This window comes from Pseudoclavibacter sp. VKM Ac-2867 (assembly GCF_015351275.1).
Classification (GTDB): Bacteria; Actinomycetota; Actinomycetes; order Actinomycetales; family Microbacteriaceae; genus Pseudoclavibacter.
Genome location: NZ_JADKSL010000006.1, coordinates 21,179 through 43,420 on the forward strand (window position 1 = coordinate 21,179; position 22,242 = coordinate 43,420).

The window sequence follows — 22,242 nt, forward strand, 5'->3', positions numbered from 1 at the left end:
CGCCTCCCGGGCGCCACGAGGGCGTCAGGGCAGCGGCGGGGCACGAGCCCCGGAGCGTGGCTAGCTGCTCGCGCCGGAGAACGCCGCGGCGACGTCCGTGTACAGGCCCGTGTAGGCCTGGATGCCCTCGTCGAGGTAGAAGGTCGGGTCGAGGTAGACGATCTGGTTCTTCTGCACGGCTGGCACGTTCTGCAGGGCCTCGGCGCCGGCGATCAGCTCGGCTGCTGCCGTAGCGCCCTCTTCGCCGGTGCCGGCGTCGCGGTCGAGCACGATCATCCACTCGGGGTTGGCCTGGGCGATGGCCTCGACGCTGATGTCGTCGCCGTGGGAGGCGTCTTCAGCGGCCTGGTCGATGGCGGGGGTGAGGCCGATCGTGGGGAAGAGCTGGCCGACGCCGCGTCCCTCACCTGGTGCTGCGTAGGCGATCTCGCCGCCGGAGGTGATGAGGCCGACGACCGTGTCGGTGCCGTTGTAGGCGCTCTTGGCATCGGCGATGGCGGTGTCGAACGCCGCGACCGTCTCGGCGGCTTCCGCTTCCTTGTCGAAGATCTGGCCGAGGATCTCGACCTGGCGCTTCAGCTCGCTCGTGGCCTCCTCGCCGTCGCGGGGGTTGATCTCGATGGTCTTGGGCTGGATGTCCTTGAGGTCCTCGTAGTAGTCCTGGAAGCGGTAGCCGCCGATGATGAGGTCGGGCTCGGCTTCGATGACGGCCTCGAGGTCTGGCTCGCGGTGGAGGCCGACGTCGAGCACCTCGTCGCCGCCGGCGAGGTCGGGCCAGACGCTCTCCATGAGCGGCTTGGGGGCTGCGACGACGTTGATGCCCCAGTCGCTGAGGGTCTGGAACGTCGTGTTGTCGAGGGCGATGACGCGCTCGGGGTTGACGGGAACCTCGATCTCACCGTGGTTGTCGGTGATGGTGACGGTTCCGGATGCGGCAGCAGTGGTCTCCTCTGGTGCGGCCCCGGTGGCGGCTGGGGCGCATCCGGCGAGGAGGAGCGCGGAGATGGCGAGCAGTCCGGCGCCCTGGATGCGGGCGGCCGTGCGCCTCGTGGGAATCGTGAGCGTTTCGGGCATGGCGGATCCTCTGTTCGGGGATGTGCTGTGCTGCGCGCACAGAGAGTGGAGCCGTTGCAGGGGCCGCACGGGCGCTTTGGGGGGCGGACGGGCCAAGCCTGCGCGTCGCGTTGAACGTCCAACACGACTCGGCTTTCAGTAAGGCTAGCCTATCTTAAGTTCGGAGTCGTGGTCAGGGGCGGCAGACGGGGAGAAGTCCCCGGGCGGGGAGATAATGGCGCAATGCCTTTTTCCCGACACGAGCTGATCCCTGGCTGGCGCGACCTTGTGACGATGGGGCCTTATCGCCGCGACCATTGGGTGGCACTGCGGGTTGCACTGGCGATCGGCGCGCCACTGGTGCTCCTGTGGGCGACCGGATCCATGGAGCTTGCGATCTTCGCCGTGTTCGGGGCCTTCACGAGCGTCTACGGACGAGGGCTGGGCGTGTTCGCTCGCCTCCGACTGCAGTCGATCGCGGCGGGAGCGCTGCTCGTGTCCGTCGGGGTGGGGGCACTCGTCTCGCTGTCGCCAGAGCGCGGCCTGCTCGTGCTGCCCGTCGCCGCCGCGTGGGCCTTCCTCATGTCCCTCCTCGGCGACCGGGTGCGATGGGCACCTCCCGGCCCCATGTTCCAGATCTTCGCCCTCGCCGCGATCGCGGCGCTCGCGGTGGACGGGGCGGTGCTGCTGCGCGGTCTCGGCGTGGCCGTCGTGACGGCGGTGTGGTCGCTGCTCCTTGGGGTCGCGTTCGGCGCGGTCGGGGAGCTCGTGGACAGGGGCCGAGCGGCGCGTGCTGCCGCCGGTGAAGCCGCTGCTCCTGCTCTGGCTCCTGGGCCAGCTGTCTCGGGGGCCTCTGCTGGGGGCTCGCCGTCGACGGGATCGATCAGGTCGGTTCGACCTGCGAGGTCGACGCCGGTGGGGCGCGCGTGGATGTTCGCGGTCGGCACGCTGGTGGCTGGGGCGATTCCGCTGCTGATCGGCATCGGGCATCCGTATTGGGCGATGGTGTCCGCGATCGCGGGTCTGTCGGCGGCGACGGGGTTCCATCGGGTGCTGCGGGCGACGCATCGGCTTGTGGGGACGGTGCTCGGCCTCGGGGTGGCGGCGGTGCTGATGGCGTTCGAGCCGAGCGGCCTGGTTGTGGTGCTGCTGGTGATCGCCCTGCAGGGTGGAGTCGAGCTGTTCATCGTGCGCAACTACACGCTGGGGCTGCTGTTCCTGACGCCGCTTGTGCTTGTCATGGGGCGCCTCGCGGGGGATGTCTCGGCTGGGCAGCTGCTGCTCGAGCGGGGTGTGGAGACGCTCATCGGGTTGGCTGTCGCGGTGGCGATCGCGGTGGTTCTCGAGCGCCTGCCTGCCTCTTCCAAGTTATAAATCACCAGGGGGCTTGCCGCAAGACCCCGTCGAGGCACCAGAATGAGCGATCGTGACATCTCCTGCTGAAGTCTTTGCCCTCCCGGCCCATCTCTCGTTCAAGTCCGACCCGGAACTGGTGGGTGCTGATGCTGAGCAGTTCGCTGCGGTCGCTGAGGCGCTAGCCCTGCAGAAGGGCGAGCTCGCGGCGCGGCTGGACGAGCTGCGGCTGACGGAGGGCGGCGCGGGGCAGCAGGCGCTTGATCGGGATACGGAGATCCATCGCCTGTCGCGGCAGCTGCGTGGCCTGGAGCGCTTCGGGGTCGATGCGTGCTTGGGGCGGATGACGCCGGCGGATGGTTCGCCCGATGTGTACGTCGGCCGGTTCGGTCTCGCGGATGAGGCCGGGCGTCGACTGCTCATCGACTGGCGTGTGCCGGCGGCTGAGCCGTTCTTCGCGGCGACGCACGCGAATCCGCTCGGCCTGGCGAGCCGCCGCCGGTACCGCTGGAACGTGGAGCGGGTCGTCGACTACTGGGATGAGGTGTTCGTGCCGGGAGATCTCGTCGGCCGTGTGGCGCTGGACGACCAGTCGTCGTTCATCGCGAGTCTCGGGACGGCGAGGTCGGGGGAGATGCGGGACGTGCTCGGCACGATCCAGGCCGATCAGGACGCGATCATCCGCGCCCCTTCGCGGGGTGCGCTGGTTGTGGATGGCGGGCCCGGCACAGGCAAGACGGTTGTGGCGCTGCACCGCACGGCGTTCCTGCTGTACTCGGACCCCCGCTTCAAGCAGGGGCGCGGCGGGGTGCTGTTCGTGGGCCCGAGTCGCCCGTACCTGAACTATGTGGCGAACGTGCTGCCGAGCCTCGGCGAGGACAGCGTGCAGCTGTGCACGCTCCGCGACCTGCTCCCGGAGGGAGCCGACGCGCGGGAAGAGGCTGATGCATCCGTTGCCCGGCTGAAGTCGTCGCTCGACCTGGTGCGAGCTGTCGGCAAGGCGGTGCGGTACCACCAGCGTCCGCCGCGGGCGCCGTTCTCGGTGACGACGACGGACTCGCAGGAGCTGACCCTGGATGCCCGCGACTGGGCGGAGGCGTTCGTGGCGTACGAGCCTGGGCTCACGCACAACGAGGCTCGTGAGCAGGTGTGGGAGGAAGTGCTGCGGCTGCTCGTCGACAAGCGCTCGCCGCAGGCTTCCGAGCACGCGGTGAGGGCGTCGCTGGTGCGTGATGAGCGGTTGCGGGCCGCGTTCGCGAAGGCGTGGCCGCTGCTCGACCCGGCTTCCGTGATCGCCGACCTCTGGTCGGTGCCGGCGTACCTGCAGTGGTGCGCCCCTGAGCTGAGCGCTGAGCAGGTTCGGGCGCTGCAGCGGGCGGATGCTCGCTCGTGGACCGTCTCGGATCTCCCGCTCATCGACGCGGCACGGCGACTCACGGGCGACCCGAACGAGTTCCGGCAGCGGGCACGTCGGGCCGAGGCGCTGGTGTCGCAGCAGGAGAACATGTCGCATGTGGTCGACAACCTCATCGAGGGCGACGACGACGGCGAGGGTGTCGTCACGATGCTCCGGGTCGAGGATGCGCAGCATTCGCTCATCGACGAGGATTCCCTGCCCCCGGTCGACTTCGACGAGCTGGCTGGCCCCTTCGCGCACGTGGTGATCGACGAGGCGCAGGAGCTCACCGATGCCGAGTGGGCGATGCTGCTTGCGCGGTGCCCCTCCCGCAGCTTCACGGTCGTCGGCGACCGGGCGCAGGCGAGGCACGGCTTCCGCGAGACGTGGGAGGAGCGTCTGCGAGGCATCGGGCTGCCGAAGGTCGAGGTGGCGCAGCTCACGATCAACTACCGCACGCCGGAGGAGGTCATGGCCGAGGCTGCGCCTGTCATCCTGGCGGCGCTCCCGGATGCCAACGTGCCGGTGTCGGTGCGCAGCAGCGGACTGCCGGTCGTGCACGGATCGGCCGCTGACCTCCAGCAGGTGCTGGATGCGTGGCTGGAGGAGAACCTCGAAGGAATCGCCTGCGTCATCACGGCCGTCGGGAGCGGGAGCGGTGGCGGTGATGGCCAGAGCGGTGTCGAGTTCGACAACCGGGGTCGGGTGCGCTCGCTCACTCCGGAGACCGCGAAGGGCCTCGAGTTCGACCTGGTCGTGCTCGTCGATCCCGAGCAGTTCGGGACCGGGATCGAGGGTGCCGTCGACAGGTACGTCGCCATGACCCGGGCCACGCAGCGCCTCGTGGTGCTGACCACCGACTGACGCTGCGGTGCGTGTCGTCGGTGTCGACAGCTTCGGAGGGGTCGTCAGCATCGCTCACGCCGCCACGGCGAAGTACTCGGCCTTGTCGAAGTGGCGCACGCCCTCGCGCGACGCGAGGAGCTGCGCGCGCACGGTGAGCTCGCGCACCTCGCACGCGATGCCGAGCGCGGCTGCCCACAGCCGCTCGTCTGGCGTGGAGTCGCCAGAGCCTGGCCGCTCCCACGTGAGGATGACGCTCGCGGCCCGCAGCTCGGCGACCATGTCGGCGATGGCCCCCGCGATCTTCTCGAGGTGCGGATACGTGGGTCTGTTCGGGTAGGCCTCGATCGGCATGAGCACTGGGAGGGCGAGGTCGTCGGCGTCGAGGAACATGAGCCAGAGCTGGCGCCGGTAGGCCTCTCCGACGAGGCCGGTCACGTGACGGAGCACCTCCTCGTCGGTGATGATGGGCTCGGTCATCGGGGCTGGGATCGCTGTCATGCGACGAGTGTGCGCGCGACGAACGGACCGGAACCGGGCTGGCTTCGCACCTGTGGAAGGGGTGCATCCACAGGCCGCACGCCTGCGGAGTCGCTCCTCGCCCGCACTGGCCCTCCTGGAGCATCTGTTACGCCCGTCTGGCTGGGCTCTTGGCAGCGGGGCCGCGCCGTGTGAAGCTGACGGAGTGACGACTTCCCCCACCGGCAACCAGGTTTCGCGACGCCTGCTGCACGGTCCGCGCGATCCCGGTGACGCGTGGGTGTACTCCGAGACCGGACAGCGCTACTGGGGCAGGTTCGGTGCCGCAGGGCTCGTGGCCGTCGACCCGCAGCGCGGCATCCTGCTCCAGCACCGCGCCGAGTGGAGCCACCACGGCGGCACGTGGGGCATCCCGGGCGGGGCGCTGCACGAGGGTGAGTCCCCGGCCGTCGGCGCCCTCCGTGAGGCCGCCGAGGAAGCGGGTGTGCCGTGCGGCTCCGTGTCGCCGCTCTTCACGAGCGTGCTGGAGCTCGGCTTCTGGCGGTACACGACGCTCGTCGCTCGCGTCGTCGAGCCCTTCGATCCGGTCATCGCCGACGCTGAGAGCCTCGAGCTGCGCTGGGTCCCCGTCGCTGAGGTGGACAAGCTGCCGCTGCACCACGGCTTCGCGGCCTCCTGGCCTGCGCTGCGGGCCGCCCTCGAGGTGCGTGCGGCGGTTGTCGTGGACGCGGCGAACGTGGTCGGCTCGGTCCCCGACGGCTGGTGGCGGGACCGTGCGGGCGCTGCCGAGCGGCTGCTGTCGAAGGTCGAGGCCTTCGCTCAAGCCGGAGCGGCCCTGCCTGTGTCGTCCGTATCCACATCGGTGGCCGCCGGTGTCTCGGCCGAAGACCTGGGACTGGGCGGCACGAGCTGGTTCCCAGAGTTCGCGGTGGTCGTCGAGGGCGCCGCGCGGGAGATCCGCGGCCCGTCGGAAGACGAGGCGCCGCACGCCCCGGTTCGAGTGGTGCGCGCGAGCGCGTCAGGAGATGACGCGATTGTCGATGAGGCGCGTCGCCGGGTCGATGGTGGCGAGACCGTGACGGTCGCCACGAGCGATCGCGAGCTCGGCGAACGCGTTGCGGCGGTCGGTGCGACCGTGAAGGGCGTTGGCTGGCTGCGCGAGCTGATCGGCTACGGGGCTCGCCGCTAGGGCACGTGCCTGCCGTCTCGCTCTCACGTCTCGCTCTCAGGCGCCGCGCCGGCAGTGCACGGCGGGCATCCGGGAGACACGAGGGGGATTCGGAGGCCCCGTGCGTACGTTCGCCGGGTCCCGTCAATGGGAGCGCCCGATGATGGGCGCGACGATGCGCACGATCTGATCCCCGAGGAGCAACACATGACCGACCACACGACGCACGACGGCCACGGCACCCACTCGAATGCCTCGCACGCCGACGAGGTGGCGAAGATCGCGAAGCTCGTCAAGGAGTTCCGCTTCGCCATGCTGACGACGATCGAGGGCTCGGGGTCGCTGGTCGCGCATCCGCTCACCATTCAGGAGGCGGAGTTCGACGGCGACCTGTGGTTCCTCATCCAGAAGGACTCGACGACGGTCCGGAACCTCGCGGCGGATGCTCGCGCCGGGGTCTCGCTGAGCTCGAACGACTCGTGGGTCTCGCTCTCCGGGACGGCGGGAGTCGTGGATGCGCCGGAGAAGCTGCGCGAGCTCTGGAACCCGGCCGCCGAGGCGTGGTTCCCTGACGGACCCGAGGACCCGAACGTGGGCGTCCTGAAGTTCACGGCGAGCGGCGGCGAGTACTGGGACACCCCCGGCGGCCGCATCGCGACGGTCTTCAGCTTCATCAAGTCGAAGGTCTCCGGAGAGCCCATCGAGGGTGACAGCGGCAAGGTCGAGCTCTAACAGGCACGCGGGCGGCACGGAGCCGGACCCGTCTGACGCCCTCGACCATGAGGCACCACGCGGTGCGGTTCATGGTCGGGGGCGTTTGCCGTCGCTGCGACGGCTCGATCGACTCCGGCACGCACCGGTGTCAACATCCACGCCGCATTCAGTTAGATCGTTTAGCTTCTTTGCATGTCCTCCGATCTTCTCCGTCGTCTGTTCGTGACCGTCTCCGGAATCCTCTGCGTCGTCGGGACCCTCTACGGGGTGGGTCTCTTCGGCGGCACTGAGGTCAATCAGTCGTCGAGCGGCAACCTCTCCGCCGACGCAACACTCATCGCCCCGGCCGGCACAGCCTTCTCGATCTGGTCGGTCATCTATCTCGGCCTGTTCGCCTACGTCGTCTGGCAGTGGCTGCCGAAGCAGGCCGCATCGGCGAAGGCTCGCTCGACGGGTTGGCTGGCCGCGCTTTCGATGCTCCTGAACGCCGGATGGCTGCTGGTCACCCAGTTCGGTCTGATCTGGGTGAGCGTCGCCGTCATCGTCGCGCTCCTCGCCGTCTGCATCGCGCTCGTGAGCCGTATCGCCGCACGCCCCGCCGAGAACTGGGGCGAGCGTCTCGCCGTCGACACGACCTTCGGCCTCTACCTCGGCTGGGTGTCGGTTGCGACCCTCGCGAACCTCGGGGCGGCCATCGTCTCGACCGGGGTGGCTGCTGAGAGCACGCTCGGCGAGATCTCGACCACCGCGGCCCTCGTCGCCGTCCTCGGACTCGCGACGTTCTACGTGTGGCGTTGGAAGAACCTCGCCGTGTCGGCGGCCATCATCTGGGGTGTCGCCTGGGTTGGCTTCGGGCGGCTCGCGGATGCACCCGAGTCGACGCTCGTCGGCGTCGTCGCCCTCGCGGTCGCGATCCTCATCGCCGTAACGGGGGTGCTCGCGAAGTCGATCGACTCGCGCAACGCGAGCAGCCAGCAGGCCGTCCTGGCGTAGGTCCCTGCTTCGAAGGGCCCAGTCACCGCTCTCGCGGTGACTGGGCCATTCTGCATGCCAGGTGTCGCACTCCCGCGGGCACGATCTCGCTAGCATTCGAGTATGGAAGCTACCGATGGAGCCCTTCTTCGAGACGAGACGCGTGCTGCAGCCCGCGTGGCGCGCGGGATGCGAGTCCCACGATGAGGGTCGCGCTCCACTCGGAGATCAAGCCGGGATCGATCGAGGGGTACCGTGCCAGCCACGCCGTCGTGCCTGACGAGCTCATGGCCGCGTTCGACCAGGTCGGCATCCGCAGCTGGACGATCTTCCGCTCCGGGCATCGGCTCTTCCACGACGTGATCTGCGACGACTGGGATGCGGCCATCGCGGCGCTCGACGTCGATCCCGCGAATGCTCGCTGGCAGGAGGACATCGGACGCTTCGTCGAGCTGTACCGAGACTCCGATGGTGAGGAGGGATTCTCCCCGCTGGAGCTCGTGTGGGATCTCGATGCGCAGAAGCGCGGCGGCTGACACGCTGGGAACCGCCGGTTCTCGCATCCGTTCTCGCATGCGTTGGCGGCGTTTCCAACTTGCTCCCGGAACGATCATGGGCTTACACTCGAATCCTTGGGGGATGCGTTCTTGAGACGCCTTGTCTGGTGCAATTCCAGAGTCCTCCACCAATCTTTTCTGGTGAGTTTTCTTCTCGCTGGATCTAGGCTCTGGCCATGAGCGGTATCGAAGGCGATTCCCCAACTGCCGGGCCGGCGCTTGAGCGCGGTCTCAGCAACCGACACATTCAGCTGATCGCTATCGGCGGTGCGATCGGAACCGGACTCTTCCTGGGTTCCGGCATCGGCATCCATAAGGCCGGCCCGTCGATTCTGCTGGTGTACGTCGTCGTCGGCGCCATGTTGTTCGTGATGATGCGGGCGATGGGGGAGCTGCTGCTCTCGAATCTCGGCTATCGCACCTTCCAGGACTTCGCTGCGGACTATCTCGGTGAATGGGCGCGCTTCTTCATCGGCTGGACCTATTGGCTGTGTCTCATCTCGATCGCGACGGCCGACATGGTCGGCGTGCAGACGTATGCGAGGTTCTGGTGGCCGGATCTTCCCGGCTGGGTGCCGATGGTCATCGCGGTCGCGTTTGTGCTGGCGTTGAATCTCATCGCCGTGCAGGCATTCGGAGAGGCCGAGTTCTGGTTCGCGCTCATCAAGGTGGTCACCATTCTGGGGCTGATCGTGGTCGGCATCTTCCTCATCGCGACGGCGTTCACAGCCCCGAACGGGGATATGGCGAGCGTCACGCATCTGTGGGACGACGGCGGCTTCTTCCCGAACGGTCTCATCGGGTTCCTGGGCGGCTTCCAGATCGCGATCTTCGCGTTCGCGGGCATCGAGCTGGTCGGCACGACGGCGGCCGAGGCGAAGGATCCGGAGAAGAACCTGCCGAAGGCGATCAACCAGGTGCCGATGCGCATCCTCTTCTTCTACGTGCTCGCGCTCGGCGTCATCATGTGCGTGACGCCGTGGAGCGAGATCGACCCGAGCGAGAGCCCGTTCGTGGCGCTCTTCCTGCTCATCGGTCTCGGCGGGGCGGCCGCCATCATCAACGCCGTGGTGATGACGTCAGCCGTCTCAGCCGCGAACAGCGGCTTCTTCTCCTCGAGTCGCATGGCCTACGGCCTGGCGACGAGGAGGCAGGCTCCTGCCGTGTTCGGGAAGCTGACGCGGACAGCCGTGCCGGGCAGTGCTCTGCTGCTGTCGTGTGGGGTGGTGCTGCTGGGCGGATCGCTCGGGTTGATCTTCGACGATGCGTTCCAGCTCGTCACAGCGGTGTCGTCGATTCTCTTCATCTTCGTGTGGTCGATGATTCTCGCGTCGTACCTCGTGTACCGGCGCCGTCCCGAGCTGCATGCCGCATCCGCCTACCGGCTGCGTTTCGGCGTGCCGCTCTCGTGGGTGGTGCTCGGGTTCTTCGTCTTCATGCTCGTGGTGCTCGGCATGTTCGACGACACCCGCGGGCCGCTGCTGCTGACTCCTGTGTGGTTCGTCATCCTGGGCATCGCGTGGATGCTCGTGCGGCGTCGGGTGGGTCGGATCGCGCAAGAAGAGCGTGATGCTGTGGAGCCGGCTCGCCCCTAGCCGTCGCGCGTGAGCCCTGGTGGTCCAGGGGTGTCTGACGCTCGGTCAGGTGCCGGTCGAGAGCCCGAGCACTGGGTAGAGCACGTTGAAGCCTTCGGTGAGGCCGCCGCTGACGGCGGAACCGCCGTGGTCGGCGCCCTGCACGATGAACAGGGTCGTCGCGATGCCGAGGGCCTGGGTGGCGTTGGAGAGCGTTGTCGCCATGGAGACGAAGTCGGGGTCTTCACTGCCGGCCGTGAAGATGGCGGTCATTCCGGCGTACGTGCCCGCCGGCGCGGCGTTGAAGATCGTGATGGGCTTCGACGCTTCGAAGGCGGCGGTGTCGCCGCCGTAGATGTCGGTCGTGACGGCGTCTGGGGTCTCTGAGCCGGGGTACTGCTCGCCGGAGACGCTGATGATGTTCTTGAAGGTGCCGGGGTCTTTCGCGGCGTACTTGGCCGCGCATCCGCCGCCGTTGGAGTAGCCGGCGACGGTCCAGTACTTGGGGTCCTGGATGACGTTGAGGTTGGCGTTGACCCAGTTGACGACGTCGGTGGTGACGTAGGTCTCGGCGTTGCCGTACTTCGCTGAGTCGGCGCAGGCCGGGTCGACGTCGCCCGCTCCGCCGAGCTGGTCGGCGACGACGACGATGGGGGCGAGGCCGTTGTGGTCGGCGGCGAACTGGTCGAGGACGTCGCTGATGATGGTCGGGTCGGGGTTGCCGACGTAGCCCATCATCATGATGACGACGGGCAGGGCTGGGGCGTTCTCGACGAGCGCCGCCGGGGGCAGGTAGATGCCGGCGTCTCGGGCCACGAAGCCCGATACGGTGCCGGGAATGGGGGCCGAGCCGCGTTCGCCGACGGAGGGCATGTCGTCGGGCGCCTGCCACGTCGCGGCGAGGGGCTGCGTGGGCGCGGCTCGGTTGTCGGGGTTGTACTCGGGGAGCGTGATCTGGTCTTCTTCGACGACGCCGAAGACGGAGCCGAGGGTGGGGTTGAGGCCGTAGAAGGCGTTGATGCCGGTTGCGCCCGCGAGGAGGTAGGCGAGGATGGCGACGCTCGCGACGATCTTGCGCCAGGGCTTCGCGTCCGGGAAGGAGGCGATGGCGAGGCCGACGCCCGCGAACATGGCGGTCGCCCACACGCCAACCATGAGGGGCAGGTTCACTCCGAAGAGGTCGAGCAGGTTGCCCGCGAAGTAGATGCCCATGCCGAGCAGCGCTCCAGCGACGGCGCCGATGGAGGCGCGCACGAACCACTTCGGGTCGGGGTCGCGGACGAGCAGCGTGATCGTGAGGGCGACCGCGACGAGGTAGATGATCCACATCGCGGGCGAGTTGACGATGGGCAGCTCGAGGATGGCGCTCATGCGCGCGCGGGGAACGACATCGGGTGCTCCTTCGAACGAAGCGTTACGGGGGATTCTGACGAATCTCGGGTCCCGGTGGACTCAACTTCTCACACGGGGTGAGAGAAAGCTACACGCGAAGGCGGAGCGAATTGCTGGGTGGCGATGGGTGGATGCGCGGCTCAGATCGCCTCCAAGTGCTAGGCCGGGACCGCGGGTCGCTGGCAAGGCTTCCGACTCGGCAGCATCGGCGCTACGTTTCGAGGGTGAGCACCCCAGCAGAGGTCGAGGAGCCCGCGGACGAGCGCCAGCGCGACGTGCCGCTTGGTGTCGTCATGGTGGGTATGGCGGCGGTCGCTTGGTGGCCGGCGTTCACCCTCGGAGCGTGGGGTGAGGTGTTCTTCGACGACATCCTCGGGTTCTGGGCGGCATCGACAGCCGCGTTCGTGTTCGTGCTGCTCGAACGGCGGAGGGTGTGGGGCAGGCTGTGGCGCGCGGGGCTGCTGCTCGTGCCAACGATGTGGCTGGCCCTCAACTTCCTCGTCGACGACGACTCGGGCAACCTCGGTGTCGCCTTCGTAGACCTCGCCGCGCTTCTCGTCGTGCTCGTGTGCGTGCCCTTCACGCTCTGGGTGCTGCTGCGCATCGTGTGGCCCGACTTCGTCGATCGCACCTCACGGCATCGGCGCTGGCTGATCGTCGCCGTGGTCGGCGGCATCGTTGTGGTCGCCTACGTGCTCGGCCTTAACCAGGCGCACTTCCTCACCTGCGACGACTTCGCCATCAGCGGGAACTCGCTGCCGCCGGGGTGCGTGCAGGGGAGCTAGGAACAGTCTCGATGAGTGGCTGAACGCAGTGCGTCGCAGGGTTGCAGCGAGCGCAGAACCGCTCTTGAGCCGTTGTGGGGTCGAGGCCCGGTGACGGTTTGGCTACTCGCAGCCGATACCGTCACCGTCACGGTCGAGGTGTGGGCCGTAGCCAGGATCTCCGGAGTAGACGGGTGCTGCGCCTGCATCGCGGGCGGCGGTGCAGTTCTTGTAGTACACGTTTGACGGCTGCTCGACGGGTTCCGCGGCGAGCGGCACTGGCGCCGTTTCGGGTTCAGGTGCGGGCTCCGGCGCCGCGGGTGCCGCCTCGGGAACGCTGACTTCCTCAGCGGGCACGACAACTTCGGGGGTGGCTGTGACGGTGACCGTTACCGTCTCGACAGGAAGCGTGGCCGTCGCCGTTACGGTGACCGTTGGGGCTGGCTCGGCGGCTGGCTCGCTCGCAGACGCGCATCCACTGAGCACTCCGAACGCGACGATCGAAAGAGCCGCTGCTGCAGCCAAAAGGGTGTGGCGGGGCAGGCGCGACTTAGGGGCGCGAGGGGAGTTCACGACGAGGGGCTCCAGAGATGGGGGAGAGCGAGGAAGACCGGGCGAGCCTATGCGACCAGAGTTCATGTCGTGAAATGCCCGGGTGCTGGGGCATTGGGGCTGAGATATGCGTGGATAGGGGAGGGCGCAGGTGTGGCTCGTACTGGAGGTACCGGCGAACTGTTCTTCGTGCACGGCTATCGGTAGTCTAGAAACGTGGATTTCCCCTGGCCCATACGCATCGGTGAGACCCTTCGTCGACGCCAAATCCACGAGATGCTGGGCGGTCAACAACAGCAGGGAATATCGACTCCCCGCGGAAACCCCAATATCCTCATCTTCACGGACCCCAAGAAGGGGCGGCGATACGGCTACGACCTCCACGAAGGCCTTCGCGCCGACGGAGTTTACGCGTACACGGGGGAGGGAACCCTCGGGGATCAGAAGTTCCTTCGAGGAAACGCAGCGATCATGTCATCTGTGCAAGATGGTCGCCTGATCAGGCTCTTTACGGTACAGGGGGTGGACGCCACCTACGTCGGCGCTTTCACTCTCGCTGACCCGCCGTTCGAGTACCGTGAGATACCCGATGTGGAACGAGGATCCCGCCGCGGCATCATTTTCTTACTCGCTCCGGTTGACGCGGATGTGGCGCAACTTGCGCCGAATGGCAGGCCCGATGCTGAGCAAGTCGTCGTCGCTGATTGGATCATGCCCGAGTGGGGAGGCTTCACTGTCGAGCTGCAGCCTCGCGAACTCGAGATATCGAGAGTTGAATTCAATCTCCAGGCAGCATTCGGAACCTGGCTGAAGTCGAAGAACCATGTGGTTCAGTCCATGTCGCTGACGGTTGGAAACACTCGGATACGTCCTGATTTTTACGACAGCACTGCGGGCGAAGTCATAGAAGCGAAGAAGTCCACCGCTCGCTCGTACGTTCGCGCGGCTATCGGGCAGTCGCTCGACTACGCTCACAATGCGCGGCGAGCTGGCTACCCCGTGAAACCGGCAATCCTCATGCCGGGTCGCATGGAAGACGACCTCTCAGAGCTCTGTCGCGAGCTCGACGTTCGCGTCCACACGCGTGTTGGAGAAGGTTTCGTCGAAAGCGACTGGTGAACGAGGCGTTCCGGCTCAGCCGGCGCTCCGTATGAGTGCCCCCACAGTTGGAAGATCTGGTTTCGCCCAGTCCAGAGCCGCGAGCTGGCTAATCGGGACCCAGCGCAGAAGATCGTGGTCCGTGCTGCTGCTGGGCTCAGTCTCAAGAGCCTCGACGAGATAGCAGCTGAGGTCGATGGTGACATCCTTCAGCGTCGTCGTCGAACGATCGACGAGTTCCAGAACGTTGACGTCGATGCAGAGTTCCTCTGAGATCTCTCGGGCAAGCGCCGCCTCGGGTGTCTCGCCAGGTTCCACTTTGCCACCGGGGAACTCCCATGATCCGGCCCCACTTTTGTCGGAGCCTCGTCTGCAAGCGAGCACTTTTCCATCCTGAAGAAAAACGCCCGCGACGACTGTCATCGTTGTCTCGCGTCCCATATCCACGCCAGACAGTCTGGTCCAACTCGCGCGTGCCGGCTAGTTGTCGCAGCTGATGCGCCAACTCTGGCACTTACGCCCCGAGGTTTACCCGCGAAAGGAACTCAACCGTCTCTGGCCGCTGCGGGTTCGTGAAGAACTGCTCGGGCGCGGCGCGTTCGATGAGCACGCCGTCCTTAAGGAACACGATCTGGTCGGCGACGCGCCGCGCGAAGCTCATCTCGTGCGTCGCCATCAGGATCGTGGCGCCCTGCTCCTTCAACTCGAGCACAACATCCAGCACCTCACCCACCAACTGCGGGTCGAGCGCGCTCGTGATCTCATCCAGCAGCAGCACCTTCGGCTCCGTCATGATGGCGCGCGCAATCGCCACCCGCTGCTGCTGACCACCAGACAGCCGATCCGGGTAACTCGTCGCATGCGCACCCAGGCCCACGCGCTCCAGGATGGCCGCGCCCCGCGCCGCCGCCTCAGCCCGAGGCGTCTTGTGCACCTTCCGGGCAGCGAGCGTCACGTTGTCGAGCACCGTCATGTGCGGGAACAGGTTGAAATGCTGGAAGACCACACCGATGCGGCTCCGCACCGCGTCGGCGTTCGCGCGCGGGTCGGAGATGTCCTCGCCATCGAGGAAGATCTGCCCATCGTCGACCCGCTCGATCAGGTTGATCGTCTTCAGCAGCGTCGACTTGCCCGAACCGCTCGACCCCACCAGCACGATCACCTGATGCGGCAGCACGGAAAGATCGATGCCACGCAGCACCTGCACGTCACCGAACTGCTTGTGCACGCCCCGAACCTCCAGGACCGGCTTCAGATCGCCCGCGGTGACAGCGGATGCAGCGGTGCCCGCGGCGGCGGACTCGTCGTCGTACGCATACACGTCACTCATACCGTGCCCCCGATCTGCTCACGCTTCTGCGCCCGAGCCGTGTACCAATCCGTCAGACGGATCATCGGCAGGCTGATCAGCACGAACAGCAGACCCGCGACCACGTACGGCGTGTAGTTGTAGGTGAGCGCCGTCTCGATCTGCGCGGCCCGAACCGCATCCACCGCACCCAGGATCGAGATGAGGCCGACGTCCTTCTGCATGGAGATGAAGTCATTCATGAGGGCTGGCGTCACCTTGCGCACACCCTGCGGCATCACTACCAGGCGCAGCGTGGCAGCGTGCGAGAGGCCGAGCGAACGCGCAGCCACGCGCTGCGTCGGATGCACCGACTCCATACCCGCCCGCAGCACCTCGGCGACATACGCCGAGTACACGAGCACGAGGGCGAGGGTGCCCCAGACAGCCGCATCCACGCGAGGGAAGATGCCCAATGCTGGAACGCCGATGCCCACCAGGTAGAGCACGATGATGATCGGCATGCCCCGGAACAGGTCCGTGTACACCGTCGCGACGGCACGCAACGGGAAGAAGACCGGACCGCGCAGCGTGCGGATGACCGCCAGCAGCGTCGCGAAGATCGCCACCCCCACCACGGCGACGGCCAGCACGCGGATGTTCAACCACAGGCCCTCGAGCACCGTCGGCAGCACTTCGATCGCGTAGTCGAGATCGAAGAACGTCTCCGACACCGCCGCCCAGCCAGGCGTGTTGATGAGCGTCGCCCAGACGATGACCGCGAACGCGAGCGTCGAGACGAGCGCCACCAGCACCGAACGCTGCGACTGGCGTCGCCGGAATGCTCGCCGCTCGAGCTCGATCGCACTTGGCGACCAAGGCTCGGCGGCCGCGGCGCTCGCCGGCACTTCGGCGGGAGGAGGAGGGACCTGCGACACGAGCTACTTCAGCGTCGGAACGTCAACCGACGTCTCGAGCCACTCGGTCTCGAGCTCGCCGAGCTTGCCGTTGTCACGCAGCGCATCCACGGCGGCCGTGACCGGCGCCGTCAGCGCAGAGTCCTTCGGGAGCACGATGCCGAACTCGTCGCCACCCTCGGTCGAGTCGAACTGGCCGATGATCTTGCCATCCTCGAGCTCCACCCCGGTGAGGTAGAACGCCGTCGGCAGGTCGGTGACCAGCGCGTCGATCTGGCCGCTCTTCAGCGCCAGGACGGTGTCCTCGTTCGAGTTGAAGACCTCAGGATCCTTGCCGAGCGCATCCTTCGCGACCGAGTAGCTCGTCGAAGCCGCGGCGACGCCCACCTTGGCGTCCGCGAAATCGGCGATCGATGCAGCACCGGCGACGCTCGACCCCTCGGTCGTGATGATCGCCTGCGTCGTCGTGTAGTACGGCGACGAGAAGTCCACGGCGTTCTTCCGCTCCTCGGAGATCGTGAACTGCTGCAGGTTCAGATCGAAGTCCTTTGGCCCCGGCGCGACGGCGCTATCGAAGGTCGTGCGCACCCACTCCACGTCCTCCGGCGCGTACCCCAGCTCCTCGGCAACCGCCAACGCGACGGCGGCCTCGAAGCCCTCGCCCGACTCCGGAGCGTTGTCGATGACCCACGGGTAATACGCCGGCTCGCCCGTCGCGATCGTCAGCTTGCCCGGCGTGAGCGTCTGCAGCCCGTCACCCTCAGCGGCCGGCTCAGTCGTGGACGTGCCGGAGCACGCGGAAAGCGCGAACAGCGCGGCGATGACGCCAGCGGCAGCAGCGCCCTTGCGGATGCGGGAGGAGAGAGTCATGACAAGCCTTTCGTTCACTGCTGAAGATAGGGGAAGGCGCACGCAGGCACGCGCCCATTACGCCTGGTTGCAGGCAAGGCAGGCTCACGCCTCCGGGTCGTCGACCAGCGTGAAATCGTCGAAGCTGAAACCGGGGGAGACGAGGCAGCTCACGAGCACCTCTTCCTCGCCCGGCAGCGTGCGCTGCCAGTGCCCGGCGGGGACAAGCTCCTGCGCGTGCCGAAGATCGAGCGTGACGGGCTCGCGGGCATCCGGCGCCGACCCGTTGCCGCCCAGCTGCAGCTCGAGCGAGCCTGGGCCGTGCCACATCCAGATCTCGTCGCTGGTCACGAGATGCCAAGCCGACGACTCGCCAGGCGGGAGCAGAAAGTGGATGAGCGTGGCCGCGGGCCGCTCGCCGTTCGGGGTCTGCAGGCGGTCGCCCGACGTCCACGTGCGGCGATACCAGCCGCCTTCGGGATGCGGCTCGAGGCCCAGCTCTGTGGCGCGCGCGGGGACGGCGGACGGCTCGTGCGCATCCGCATGCCGACGCCCCTGCGCAGCTGACCCTTCTGCTGCAGTCGCCTGCGTCTCGCCCTGCTGCTGCTCTGCGTTCCCCTGCTCAGCCACGTGAAACCTCCAGCTCAGTGTTGTCGGCGGCCCAGACGAGCTCGCCGCCGATCATGGTCGCCGACGCCCGGCCTGCCCCCGCCTCGGCGAGCGCGACGATACCGTCAACCACCGACACCACGGGCACGTCGAAGAACGCCAGATCGGCGCGCGCCCCCACGGCGAGGTACCCGGTGCGGTCGGGACCGAGGTCGAGGCCCAGCGCGTGCGCCCCGCCGAGCGTCGCCGCCGACAGGATGCGCTCGTGCAGGTCGTCGCCCCGATACCCCTGCGAGCGCGCCACCTCGACGAGCGTCGCGACGTCGTGCATGAGGTCGAGCGACGGACTCGACGACAGCGAGTCAGTGCCGATCGCGATCGGGCTGCCCTCCACGAGGTACTCGGCGACCGGCGGCGCATCGAGGCCGATGACTTCGTTCGACCGCGGACACAGGGCGACGCTCGTGCCGCGCTTGCGCAGCAGCGCCCGGTCCGACGCCGTCATGTACACGCCGTGCGCGACGTGGCAGTCGGGGCCCAGCACGCCGAGCTGGTCGACGAACTCGGTCGCGCTCATCCCGAAGCCCGCCGAGCGCATCGCCCGGAAGCTCTCGAGCTTCACCATCTGCCACGGCTCACCGTCGACGCCGCTGCCATCGCGCTCGCCCTCGAACGCGGCCTCGCCCAGGTGCAGATGCGTGCGCAGCCCGCGCTGGCGCACGATGTCGGGGATATCGAGCAGGGGAACCGCGTCGAGCGAATACGGCGCATGCGGTGAAAGACCGGCGCCCGGAGTAGTGGGGATGCGATCGAGCTCCTCCACGATGAGCTGACGGCCCCGCTCCTGCCAGTCCTCGTTGGTCCAGCTCATCACCTCCCAGTAGGTGATGCCGTGCAGGCCAGACTCGTGCAGCACGGGGATCGCCGTCGGGTCGGTGACGATGTCGGCGACGCTGGTCGTGCCCGCGCGCAGCAGGCTCTGCGCGCCCGCCATGGCGTCGGCATACCAGTCGTGGGGGAGCACGTAATCGCGGTTGAAGGCCTCGGCCCAATCCTCGAACCCGTTGTACTGGCGCTGCCCGACGGCGGCCATACCCGTGTACTGCAGGTGCGAGTGCGCGTTGACGAGCCCCGGCATCAGGATGCCGTCGTGGTGCACCTCCCGCGCCACGACGCCGCGCTCGGCGAGCGACTCCGTTACCCAGGCCCGCTCGCCGACATGCACGATCCTGCCGCCGCGCACCGCGACCGCGCCGCCCAGGATCGGAGGCGCGGTGATCGGGATGACCAGCGTCGCCGTGTAGACCGTGACCTCGTCGTGCGCCGAGGTCTTTGCTGCGTTCTGCACGGGCGCTCCAGTCATGCGTTCGGGAATCTGGTGGGATGCCAGGCGGGCTTGTGGCTCTGGCCCTCGGTCTGGCTCCTGCGCGGGTTCCGGGCCGTCGGCTCGGGCAGGGTCTCGGTTTCGGACTCGGAGAGTTCCGGACTCCTCTGCCCGACGTCGCCACCGAGCATCCCGGCCGCGATGACCTCGTCGGCGCTCGGGGGCAGCGGATGCACGCCCGGCTCCCGCACGTCGCCGCGCGCCAGCATGCCGGCCGCCGTGAGCTGCGCCGCGAACGAGAGGTCCATGATCTGCACCGGGTTGCCCTCCGCGGCGGTGATGTTGATGCAGCCGCCGCGATCGAGAACGAGTGCGGGGGAGTCTGCGGAGCCTGAGGCGGAGCCGCAGCCGGACGCGGATGCAGCCGTCGAGTCGTCGGCCCGGTCGCCGTGCTCGGCCCTCGGCCAGACCACCGCGTCGACCTTCCACGCCCGCGATTCCAGACGCGCACCCAGCGACTGCGCGTCTTCGAGCGCGATCTCGTCGAGCACGCCGCCCGCGACGGCAAACGCCGTGCCGGGGCCCGCCACGCGCAGGTGGGCCGCGGTGATCGTCTGCGGCTCGCCGGTCGCAGAGATGACGACATGGGCGGTGCCGACCGTGTCCTCGAGGGGCGCCGTGTCGTAGCCGGCGTACCGCGCCTCGAGCGCCCGCACCGGATCGAGCTCGCACACCGTGACCACCGCCCCAAGTGCCGACGCGTATTGCGCGACCCCCACCCCAACCGGGCCGAACCCGACCACCGCGACGCGTGCATCCGCGAAGCCCCTGCCGAGCTGGTCGAGGAGATCGGCGATCGCGAAGACGCACGACTGGCCCGTGCCGTACCGGTTGTCGAAGCGGGTCTTGACGCGGGCGTCGTTGACGGCGAGGACGGGGATGCGCAGTGCGTCGCCCATGGCGTGCAGCGGGCGGAGGCCGCTTGTGGTCTCCTCGGCAGCACCGAGCAGCTCGACTCCGTCGTGAGCCGCGAGGCGGATGAGGTGCGAGCCGTCGTCGAGGAGGAACTCGTGCCCCTCGGCGAGATACGCGCGCGCGTTCGCGAGCTGCCCGTCGGCGTCCGCGCCAGAACCGGCGTGCACGGCGAAGCCGCGAGCCCTCAGGGCATCGGCGACGGCGTCGTCGGTCTCGTCGCTGTGCGCGTAGAGCGACACCTGCGCTCCGGCCTCGGCGAGCAGCAGCGAGAGCACGGCGGTCTTCGGCTCGAGCACCATGCTCACCCCGAAACGGCGCCCCCGCAGCACCCCCTCTGCCGCGAGCGACGCGGCCACCCTCGAGGAGGCTGGCATGAACCGGCGGGCCCAGTCGAGGCGCAGATCGGCGTCACAGGCGGCCTCGTCCGAGCCCGGTTCGAGCGCCTCGGCTCGGCGGCGAGTGGAGTCGAGTCGAGCAGCGGCCGGGTCGAGGCGCAGAGCGGCGGGGTCGAGTCGGATCACGTCGAGGCCGCGGCCATCGGCGAGGCGGTAGCGGCGCGAGGGCGGTCGCGTCGCGAGCCCAACCGGGCCCGGTGCGTCCAGCGCGGTTGCGAGAGCCCCGTCGTCGCTCGCGTCGACCACGATCGCCCCGTCGCGGAACGGCGGCTCGTCCGTCACAGCAGCCGACGGACTGGCCTCGTCGGCGGTCAGGAAGACGTAGTCGGCCCGGTCGGACCCACTGGAGACCGCGCCGAGCGCGCGCAGCAGGCTGCGGAGCGCGCCGGCCAGCTCGCCCGCACCGGCGACGTGGATGCGCTGCCCAGCGATCACCAGGTTCGTGGCCGCAGCGAAGGCGCGCACGAGCCGCTCGGCAGTCAAAGAGGCGTCACTCACGGCGCAAGTCTAGAGACAGCTGGAGTCCGACTCGGGACACACGACTGGATTTCGTCACAGCCCGACATCGCACGTCTCCCGTCGCTCGTGCTAGCCTCCATCCCACGTTCACGAGCTGCAGCGTCAAGTACCTGGCTAGCTGCACGGCAACCCTCCACCTGAGTGGGGTGCCCCAGGGGAAGAACGGGTCGACACCGCCCGGTGTGCGACAAGTCAGTTCACGCGCCAGTCGGTGCCGAGCGGGGCGACCCGCGCGTGCATCCGCCGAACGCGTGGCGTACCCGCCAGGAGCGCACCCATGCCCGAAACGCCAGCCCCAATCGACGACGCCACCCGCAACCAGAGTGGCGTCCGCCTCATTCACGCGAAGCACGACTGGGATGCGGAACTCGACCAGGACGCCCTCGCCGCGTTCCGAGAGCTGCCCCACGAACTCCGCCGCGAGTGGCTGCTCGCCGTCCTGCGCTGGCCGCCCCACTCGCACGGCACACCGACCTTCGCCATGGCGTTCCTGTCCGGCATGTTCCGCAAGGGCCAGGTTGACACCAAACCCGACTGGCAGGAGTTCGCGGGGCGCTGGCACCAGCTCGGCTTCTCGCCGATGCTGTTCCTGCTGCTCAACGTGACGGCGCAGAGCCGCGCGCGGTTCCGGCTCGAAGCCCACGAGAAGGCGCCGCACGGGGCATCGCCCACGTCGCTGCTCGATCGCGCCGGGTTCGAGCAGGGGCGCATCGGCTACCGGGCAGGTCACCTGCGTCCCAGCGACTGGACGGAGATTCCGACCGCCTACGACAACGGCGACTTCGCCAGCGCGGTCGACGTCTGGCTCACGAGAGCGGGGGAGACCCCAAGCGGATGCGCGAGCTGCGTCGCCCGTGGGCTCGAACGGCGCGCCTTCCGCGACGAAGGTCCGCGCGGCGACGGCCGGCTTCGCGACACGAACCTCGAACACCTAAGCCGGAAGTCCACCGAGCGAGACTGAGGGTGCGGTGTTCTCTCGAAACCACCGAACAGCGGGCACTGGACGCCGTTCAGTGGTTTCGAGAGAAAGGTCGTGCCTTCGCCGACTGCCCTCGAGCGGGCGTCAGACAGAAGGAGCTGGGACGCCTACGCGTCGACGACCCCCGTGAAGCGGGTCCCGATGCCATACGAGAACTCCCGGGTCGTTCCGGCGGCAGGCTCCGGCAACTCGTCGAGATCATGGTTGTCGCACGACACGTACGTGAACTCCGGCCACCACTTCTTGGGCCGCACCTTCTCCACCGTCCCGCACACCTCGCACGTCAGCGTCGCCCACACCGGGCGCTTGCCCGTGCGGTTCGCCCGCGACTGCGCCAGCCACGCCGGCGGGTTCGCGTCCAGCTCCGCCAACGCCTCCTCGGCGATGTACGGGGGCAGGCCGTTCCGCTTCGCCATCTCCAGAGGGATGTCGAGGCGGATCGCTGCATCATGTCGGCTGAGCTTCATCCCG

Annotated in this window: 22 protein-coding genes and 1 riboswitch; of the genes, 10 read left to right on the forward strand and 12 right to left on the reverse strand. The window is 68.1% G+C overall.

Annotated features, from left to right (window positions below):
- Positions 1-60: 60 nt before the first annotated feature.
- The gene (locus ITJ67_RS07480) at positions 61-1,074 is read right to left on the reverse strand and encodes a siderophore ABC transporter substrate-binding protein (protein WP_194677214.1); all 1,014 of its coding nucleotides are present in this window, start codon (positions 1,072-1,074) and stop codon (positions 61-63) included.
- Positions 1,075-1,296: 222 nt separating this feature from the next.
- On the opposite strand from ITJ67_RS07480, the gene ITJ67_RS07485 reads away from it, so the two are divergent.
- Together ITJ67_RS07485 and helR are read left to right on the forward strand one after the other, a co-directional pair.
- A complete protein-coding gene (locus ITJ67_RS07485; protein WP_194677215.1) occupies positions 1,297-2,427 on the forward strand; it encodes an FUSC family protein in 1,131 nt (376 codons plus the stop codon).
- A gap of 52 nt (positions 2,428-2,479) precedes the next feature.
- Complete coding sequence (helR, locus tag ITJ67_RS07490) at positions 2,480-4,666, forward strand: RNA polymerase recycling motor ATPase HelR (protein WP_323741415.1); 2,187 nt, start codon at positions 2,480-2,482, stop codon at positions 4,664-4,666.
- A gap of 54 nt (positions 4,667-4,720) precedes the next feature.
- On the opposite strand, the gene ITJ67_RS07495 is transcribed toward helR, so the two are convergent.
- Entirely contained in the window at positions 4,721-5,146 is a 426-nt protein-coding gene (locus ITJ67_RS07495) for a hypothetical protein (RefSeq protein ID WP_194677216.1), read from the reverse strand.
- Positions 5,147-5,330: 184 nt separating this feature from the next.
- Here ITJ67_RS07495 and ITJ67_RS07500 point away from each other — a divergent pair, with 184 nt between their 5' ends.
- The 5 genes from ITJ67_RS07500 (at position 5,331) to ITJ67_RS07520 (ending at position 10,131) form a co-directional block, all read left to right on the forward strand.
- Positions 5,331-6,314, forward strand: coding sequence for an NUDIX domain-containing protein (locus ITJ67_RS07500; protein ID WP_323741416.1), 984 nt, complete (start codon positions 5,331-5,333; stop codon positions 6,312-6,314).
- A 186-nt stretch (positions 6,315-6,500) separates the two neighbouring features.
- Positions 6,501-7,025, forward strand: coding sequence for a pyridoxamine 5'-phosphate oxidase family protein (locus tag ITJ67_RS07505; RefSeq protein ID WP_160070744.1), 525 nt, complete (start codon positions 6,501-6,503; stop codon positions 7,023-7,025).
- 174 nt (positions 7,026-7,199) lie between these two features.
- Positions 7,200-8,000, forward strand: coding sequence for a TspO/MBR family protein (locus tag ITJ67_RS07510; protein WP_194677218.1), 801 nt, complete (start codon positions 7,200-7,202; stop codon positions 7,998-8,000).
- A 182-nt stretch (positions 8,001-8,182) separates the two neighbouring features.
- Positions 8,183-8,515: an L-rhamnose mutarotase gene (locus ITJ67_RS07515; protein WP_194677219.1), complete on the forward strand. Its 333-nt coding sequence runs from the start codon at positions 8,183-8,185 to the stop codon at positions 8,513-8,515.
- A gap of 197 nt (positions 8,516-8,712) precedes the next feature.
- On the forward strand, positions 8,713-10,131 hold the full coding sequence (locus tag ITJ67_RS07520) for an amino acid permease (RefSeq protein WP_194677220.1): 1,419 nt from the start codon (positions 8,713-8,715) through the stop codon (positions 10,129-10,131).
- Positions 10,132-10,176: 45 nt separating this feature from the next.
- On the opposite strand, the gene ITJ67_RS07525 is transcribed toward ITJ67_RS07520, so the two are convergent.
- Positions 10,177-11,481, reverse strand: coding sequence for an alpha/beta hydrolase (locus ITJ67_RS07525; RefSeq protein WP_194677221.1), 1,305 nt, complete (start codon positions 11,479-11,481; stop codon positions 10,177-10,179).
- A gap of 245 nt (positions 11,482-11,726) precedes the next feature.
- On the opposite strand from ITJ67_RS07525, the gene ITJ67_RS07530 reads away from it, so the two are divergent.
- Entirely contained in the window at positions 11,727-12,287 is a 561-nt protein-coding gene (locus ITJ67_RS07530; RefSeq protein WP_323741417.1) for a hypothetical protein, read from the forward strand.
- 102 nt (positions 12,288-12,389) lie between these two features.
- Here ITJ67_RS07530 and ITJ67_RS07535 read toward each other — a convergent pair whose 3' ends face one another.
- The gene (locus ITJ67_RS07535) at positions 12,390-12,839 is read right to left on the reverse strand and encodes an excalibur calcium-binding domain-containing protein (RefSeq protein ID WP_323741418.1); all 450 of its coding nucleotides are present in this window, start codon (positions 12,837-12,839) and stop codon (positions 12,390-12,392) included.
- A gap of 195 nt (positions 12,840-13,034) precedes the next feature.
- On the opposite strand from ITJ67_RS07535, the gene ITJ67_RS07540 reads away from it, so the two are divergent.
- Positions 13,035-13,937, forward strand: a complete 903-nt coding sequence (locus ITJ67_RS07540) for a hypothetical protein (RefSeq protein WP_194677223.1) — start codon at positions 13,035-13,037, stop codon at positions 13,935-13,937.
- A gap of 15 nt (positions 13,938-13,952) precedes the next feature.
- Here ITJ67_RS07540 and ITJ67_RS07545 read toward each other — a convergent pair whose 3' ends face one another.
- From ITJ67_RS07545 to ITJ67_RS07575, 7 genes are all read right to left on the reverse strand, one after another.
- A complete protein-coding gene (locus tag ITJ67_RS07545; RefSeq protein WP_228502453.1) occupies positions 13,953-14,357 on the reverse strand; it encodes a (deoxy)nucleoside triphosphate pyrophosphohydrolase in 405 nt (134 codons plus the stop codon).
- A 73-nt stretch (positions 14,358-14,430) separates the two neighbouring features.
- The gene (locus ITJ67_RS07550) at positions 14,431-15,171 is read right to left on the reverse strand and encodes an amino acid ABC transporter ATP-binding protein (protein WP_228502455.1); all 741 of its coding nucleotides are present in this window, start codon (positions 15,169-15,171) and stop codon (positions 14,431-14,433) included.
- Between the two features lie 71 nt (positions 15,172-15,242).
- Positions 15,243-16,142 carry an amino acid ABC transporter permease gene (locus ITJ67_RS07555; protein WP_416362313.1) on the reverse strand — a complete coding sequence of 300 codons (900 nt, stop codon included), beginning with the start codon at positions 16,140-16,142 and terminating at the stop codon, positions 15,243-15,245.
- A 3-nt stretch (positions 16,143-16,145) separates the two neighbouring features.
- Entirely contained in the window at positions 16,146-16,991 is an 846-nt protein-coding gene (locus ITJ67_RS07560; protein WP_194677225.1) for an ABC transporter substrate-binding protein, read from the reverse strand.
- 84 nt (positions 16,992-17,075) lie between these two features.
- Positions 17,076-17,600 carry a cupin domain-containing protein gene (locus tag ITJ67_RS07565; RefSeq protein ID WP_323741419.1) on the reverse strand — a complete coding sequence of 175 codons (525 nt, stop codon included), beginning with the start codon at positions 17,598-17,600 and terminating at the stop codon, positions 17,076-17,078.
- Positions 17,593-18,927, reverse strand: a complete 1,335-nt coding sequence (locus ITJ67_RS07570) for an amidohydrolase family protein (RefSeq protein WP_323741420.1) — start codon at positions 18,925-18,927, stop codon at positions 17,593-17,595. Before ITJ67_RS07570 ends, ITJ67_RS07565 begins: the two co-directional genes overlap by 8 nt.
- An 11-nt stretch (positions 18,928-18,938) precedes the next feature.
- Positions 18,939-20,771 carry an adenosylhomocysteinase gene (locus ITJ67_RS07575; RefSeq protein ID WP_194677227.1) on the reverse strand — a complete coding sequence of 611 codons (1,833 nt, stop codon included), beginning with the start codon at positions 20,769-20,771 and terminating at the stop codon, positions 18,939-18,941.
- A 106-nt stretch (positions 20,772-20,877) separates the two neighbouring features.
- Positions 20,878-20,992: riboswitch (SAM riboswitch) on the forward strand.
- Between the two features lie 77 nt (positions 20,993-21,069).
- On the opposite strand from ITJ67_RS07575, the gene ITJ67_RS07580 reads away from it, so the two are divergent.
- The gene (locus ITJ67_RS07580; protein ID WP_194677228.1) at positions 21,070-21,753 is read left to right on the forward strand and encodes a hypothetical protein; all 684 of its coding nucleotides are present in this window, start codon (positions 21,070-21,072) and stop codon (positions 21,751-21,753) included.
- Positions 21,754-21,878: 125 nt separating this feature from the next.
- Here ITJ67_RS07580 and ITJ67_RS07585 read toward each other — a convergent pair whose 3' ends face one another.
- A complete protein-coding gene (locus tag ITJ67_RS07585) occupies positions 21,879-22,238 on the reverse strand; it encodes a hypothetical protein (protein ID WP_104241063.1) in 360 nt (119 codons plus the stop codon).
- Positions 22,239-22,242 lie beyond the last annotated feature (4 nt).

Bases quoted from the DNA above. Each gene is read 5' to 3' on its own strand.
- ITJ67_RS07480 (WP_194677214.1), bottom strand. From the start codon at position 1,074: ATGCCCGAAACGCTCACGATTCCCACGAGGCGCACGGCCGCCCGCATC.
- ITJ67_RS07485 (WP_194677215.1), top strand. From the start codon at position 1,297: ATGCCTTTTTCCCGACACGAGCTGATCCCTGGCTGGCGCGACCTTGTG.
- ITJ67_RS07495 (WP_194677216.1), bottom strand. From the start codon at position 5,146: ATGACAGCGATCCCAGCCCCGATGACCGAGCCCATCATCACCGACGAG.
- ITJ67_RS07505 (WP_160070744.1), top strand. From the start codon at position 6,501: ATGACCGACCACACGACGCACGACGGCCACGGCACCCACTCGAATGCC.
- ITJ67_RS07510 (WP_194677218.1), top strand. From the start codon at position 7,200: ATGTCCTCCGATCTTCTCCGTCGTCTGTTCGTGACCGTCTCCGGAATC.
- ITJ67_RS07515 (WP_194677219.1), top strand. From the start codon at position 8,183: ATGAGGGTCGCGCTCCACTCGGAGATCAAGCCGGGATCGATCGAGGGG.
- ITJ67_RS07520 (WP_194677220.1), top strand. From the start codon at position 8,713: ATGAGCGGTATCGAAGGCGATTCCCCAACTGCCGGGCCGGCGCTTGAG.
- ITJ67_RS07525 (WP_194677221.1), bottom strand. From the start codon at position 11,481: ATGAGCGCCATCCTCGAGCTGCCCATCGTCAACTCGCCCGCGATGTGG.
- ITJ67_RS07545 (WP_228502453.1), bottom strand. From the start codon at position 14,357: ATGGGACGCGAGACAACGATGACAGTCGTCGCGGGCGTTTTTCTTCAG.
- ITJ67_RS07560 (WP_194677225.1), bottom strand. From the start codon at position 16,991: ATGACTCTCTCCTCCCGCATCCGCAAGGGCGCTGCTGCCGCTGGCGTC.
- ITJ67_RS07580 (WP_194677228.1), top strand. From the start codon at position 21,070: ATGCCCGAAACGCCAGCCCCAATCGACGACGCCACCCGCAACCAGAGT.
- ITJ67_RS07585 (WP_104241063.1), bottom strand. From the start codon at position 22,238: ATGAAGCTCAGCCGACATGATGCAGCGATCCGCCTCGACATCCCTCTG.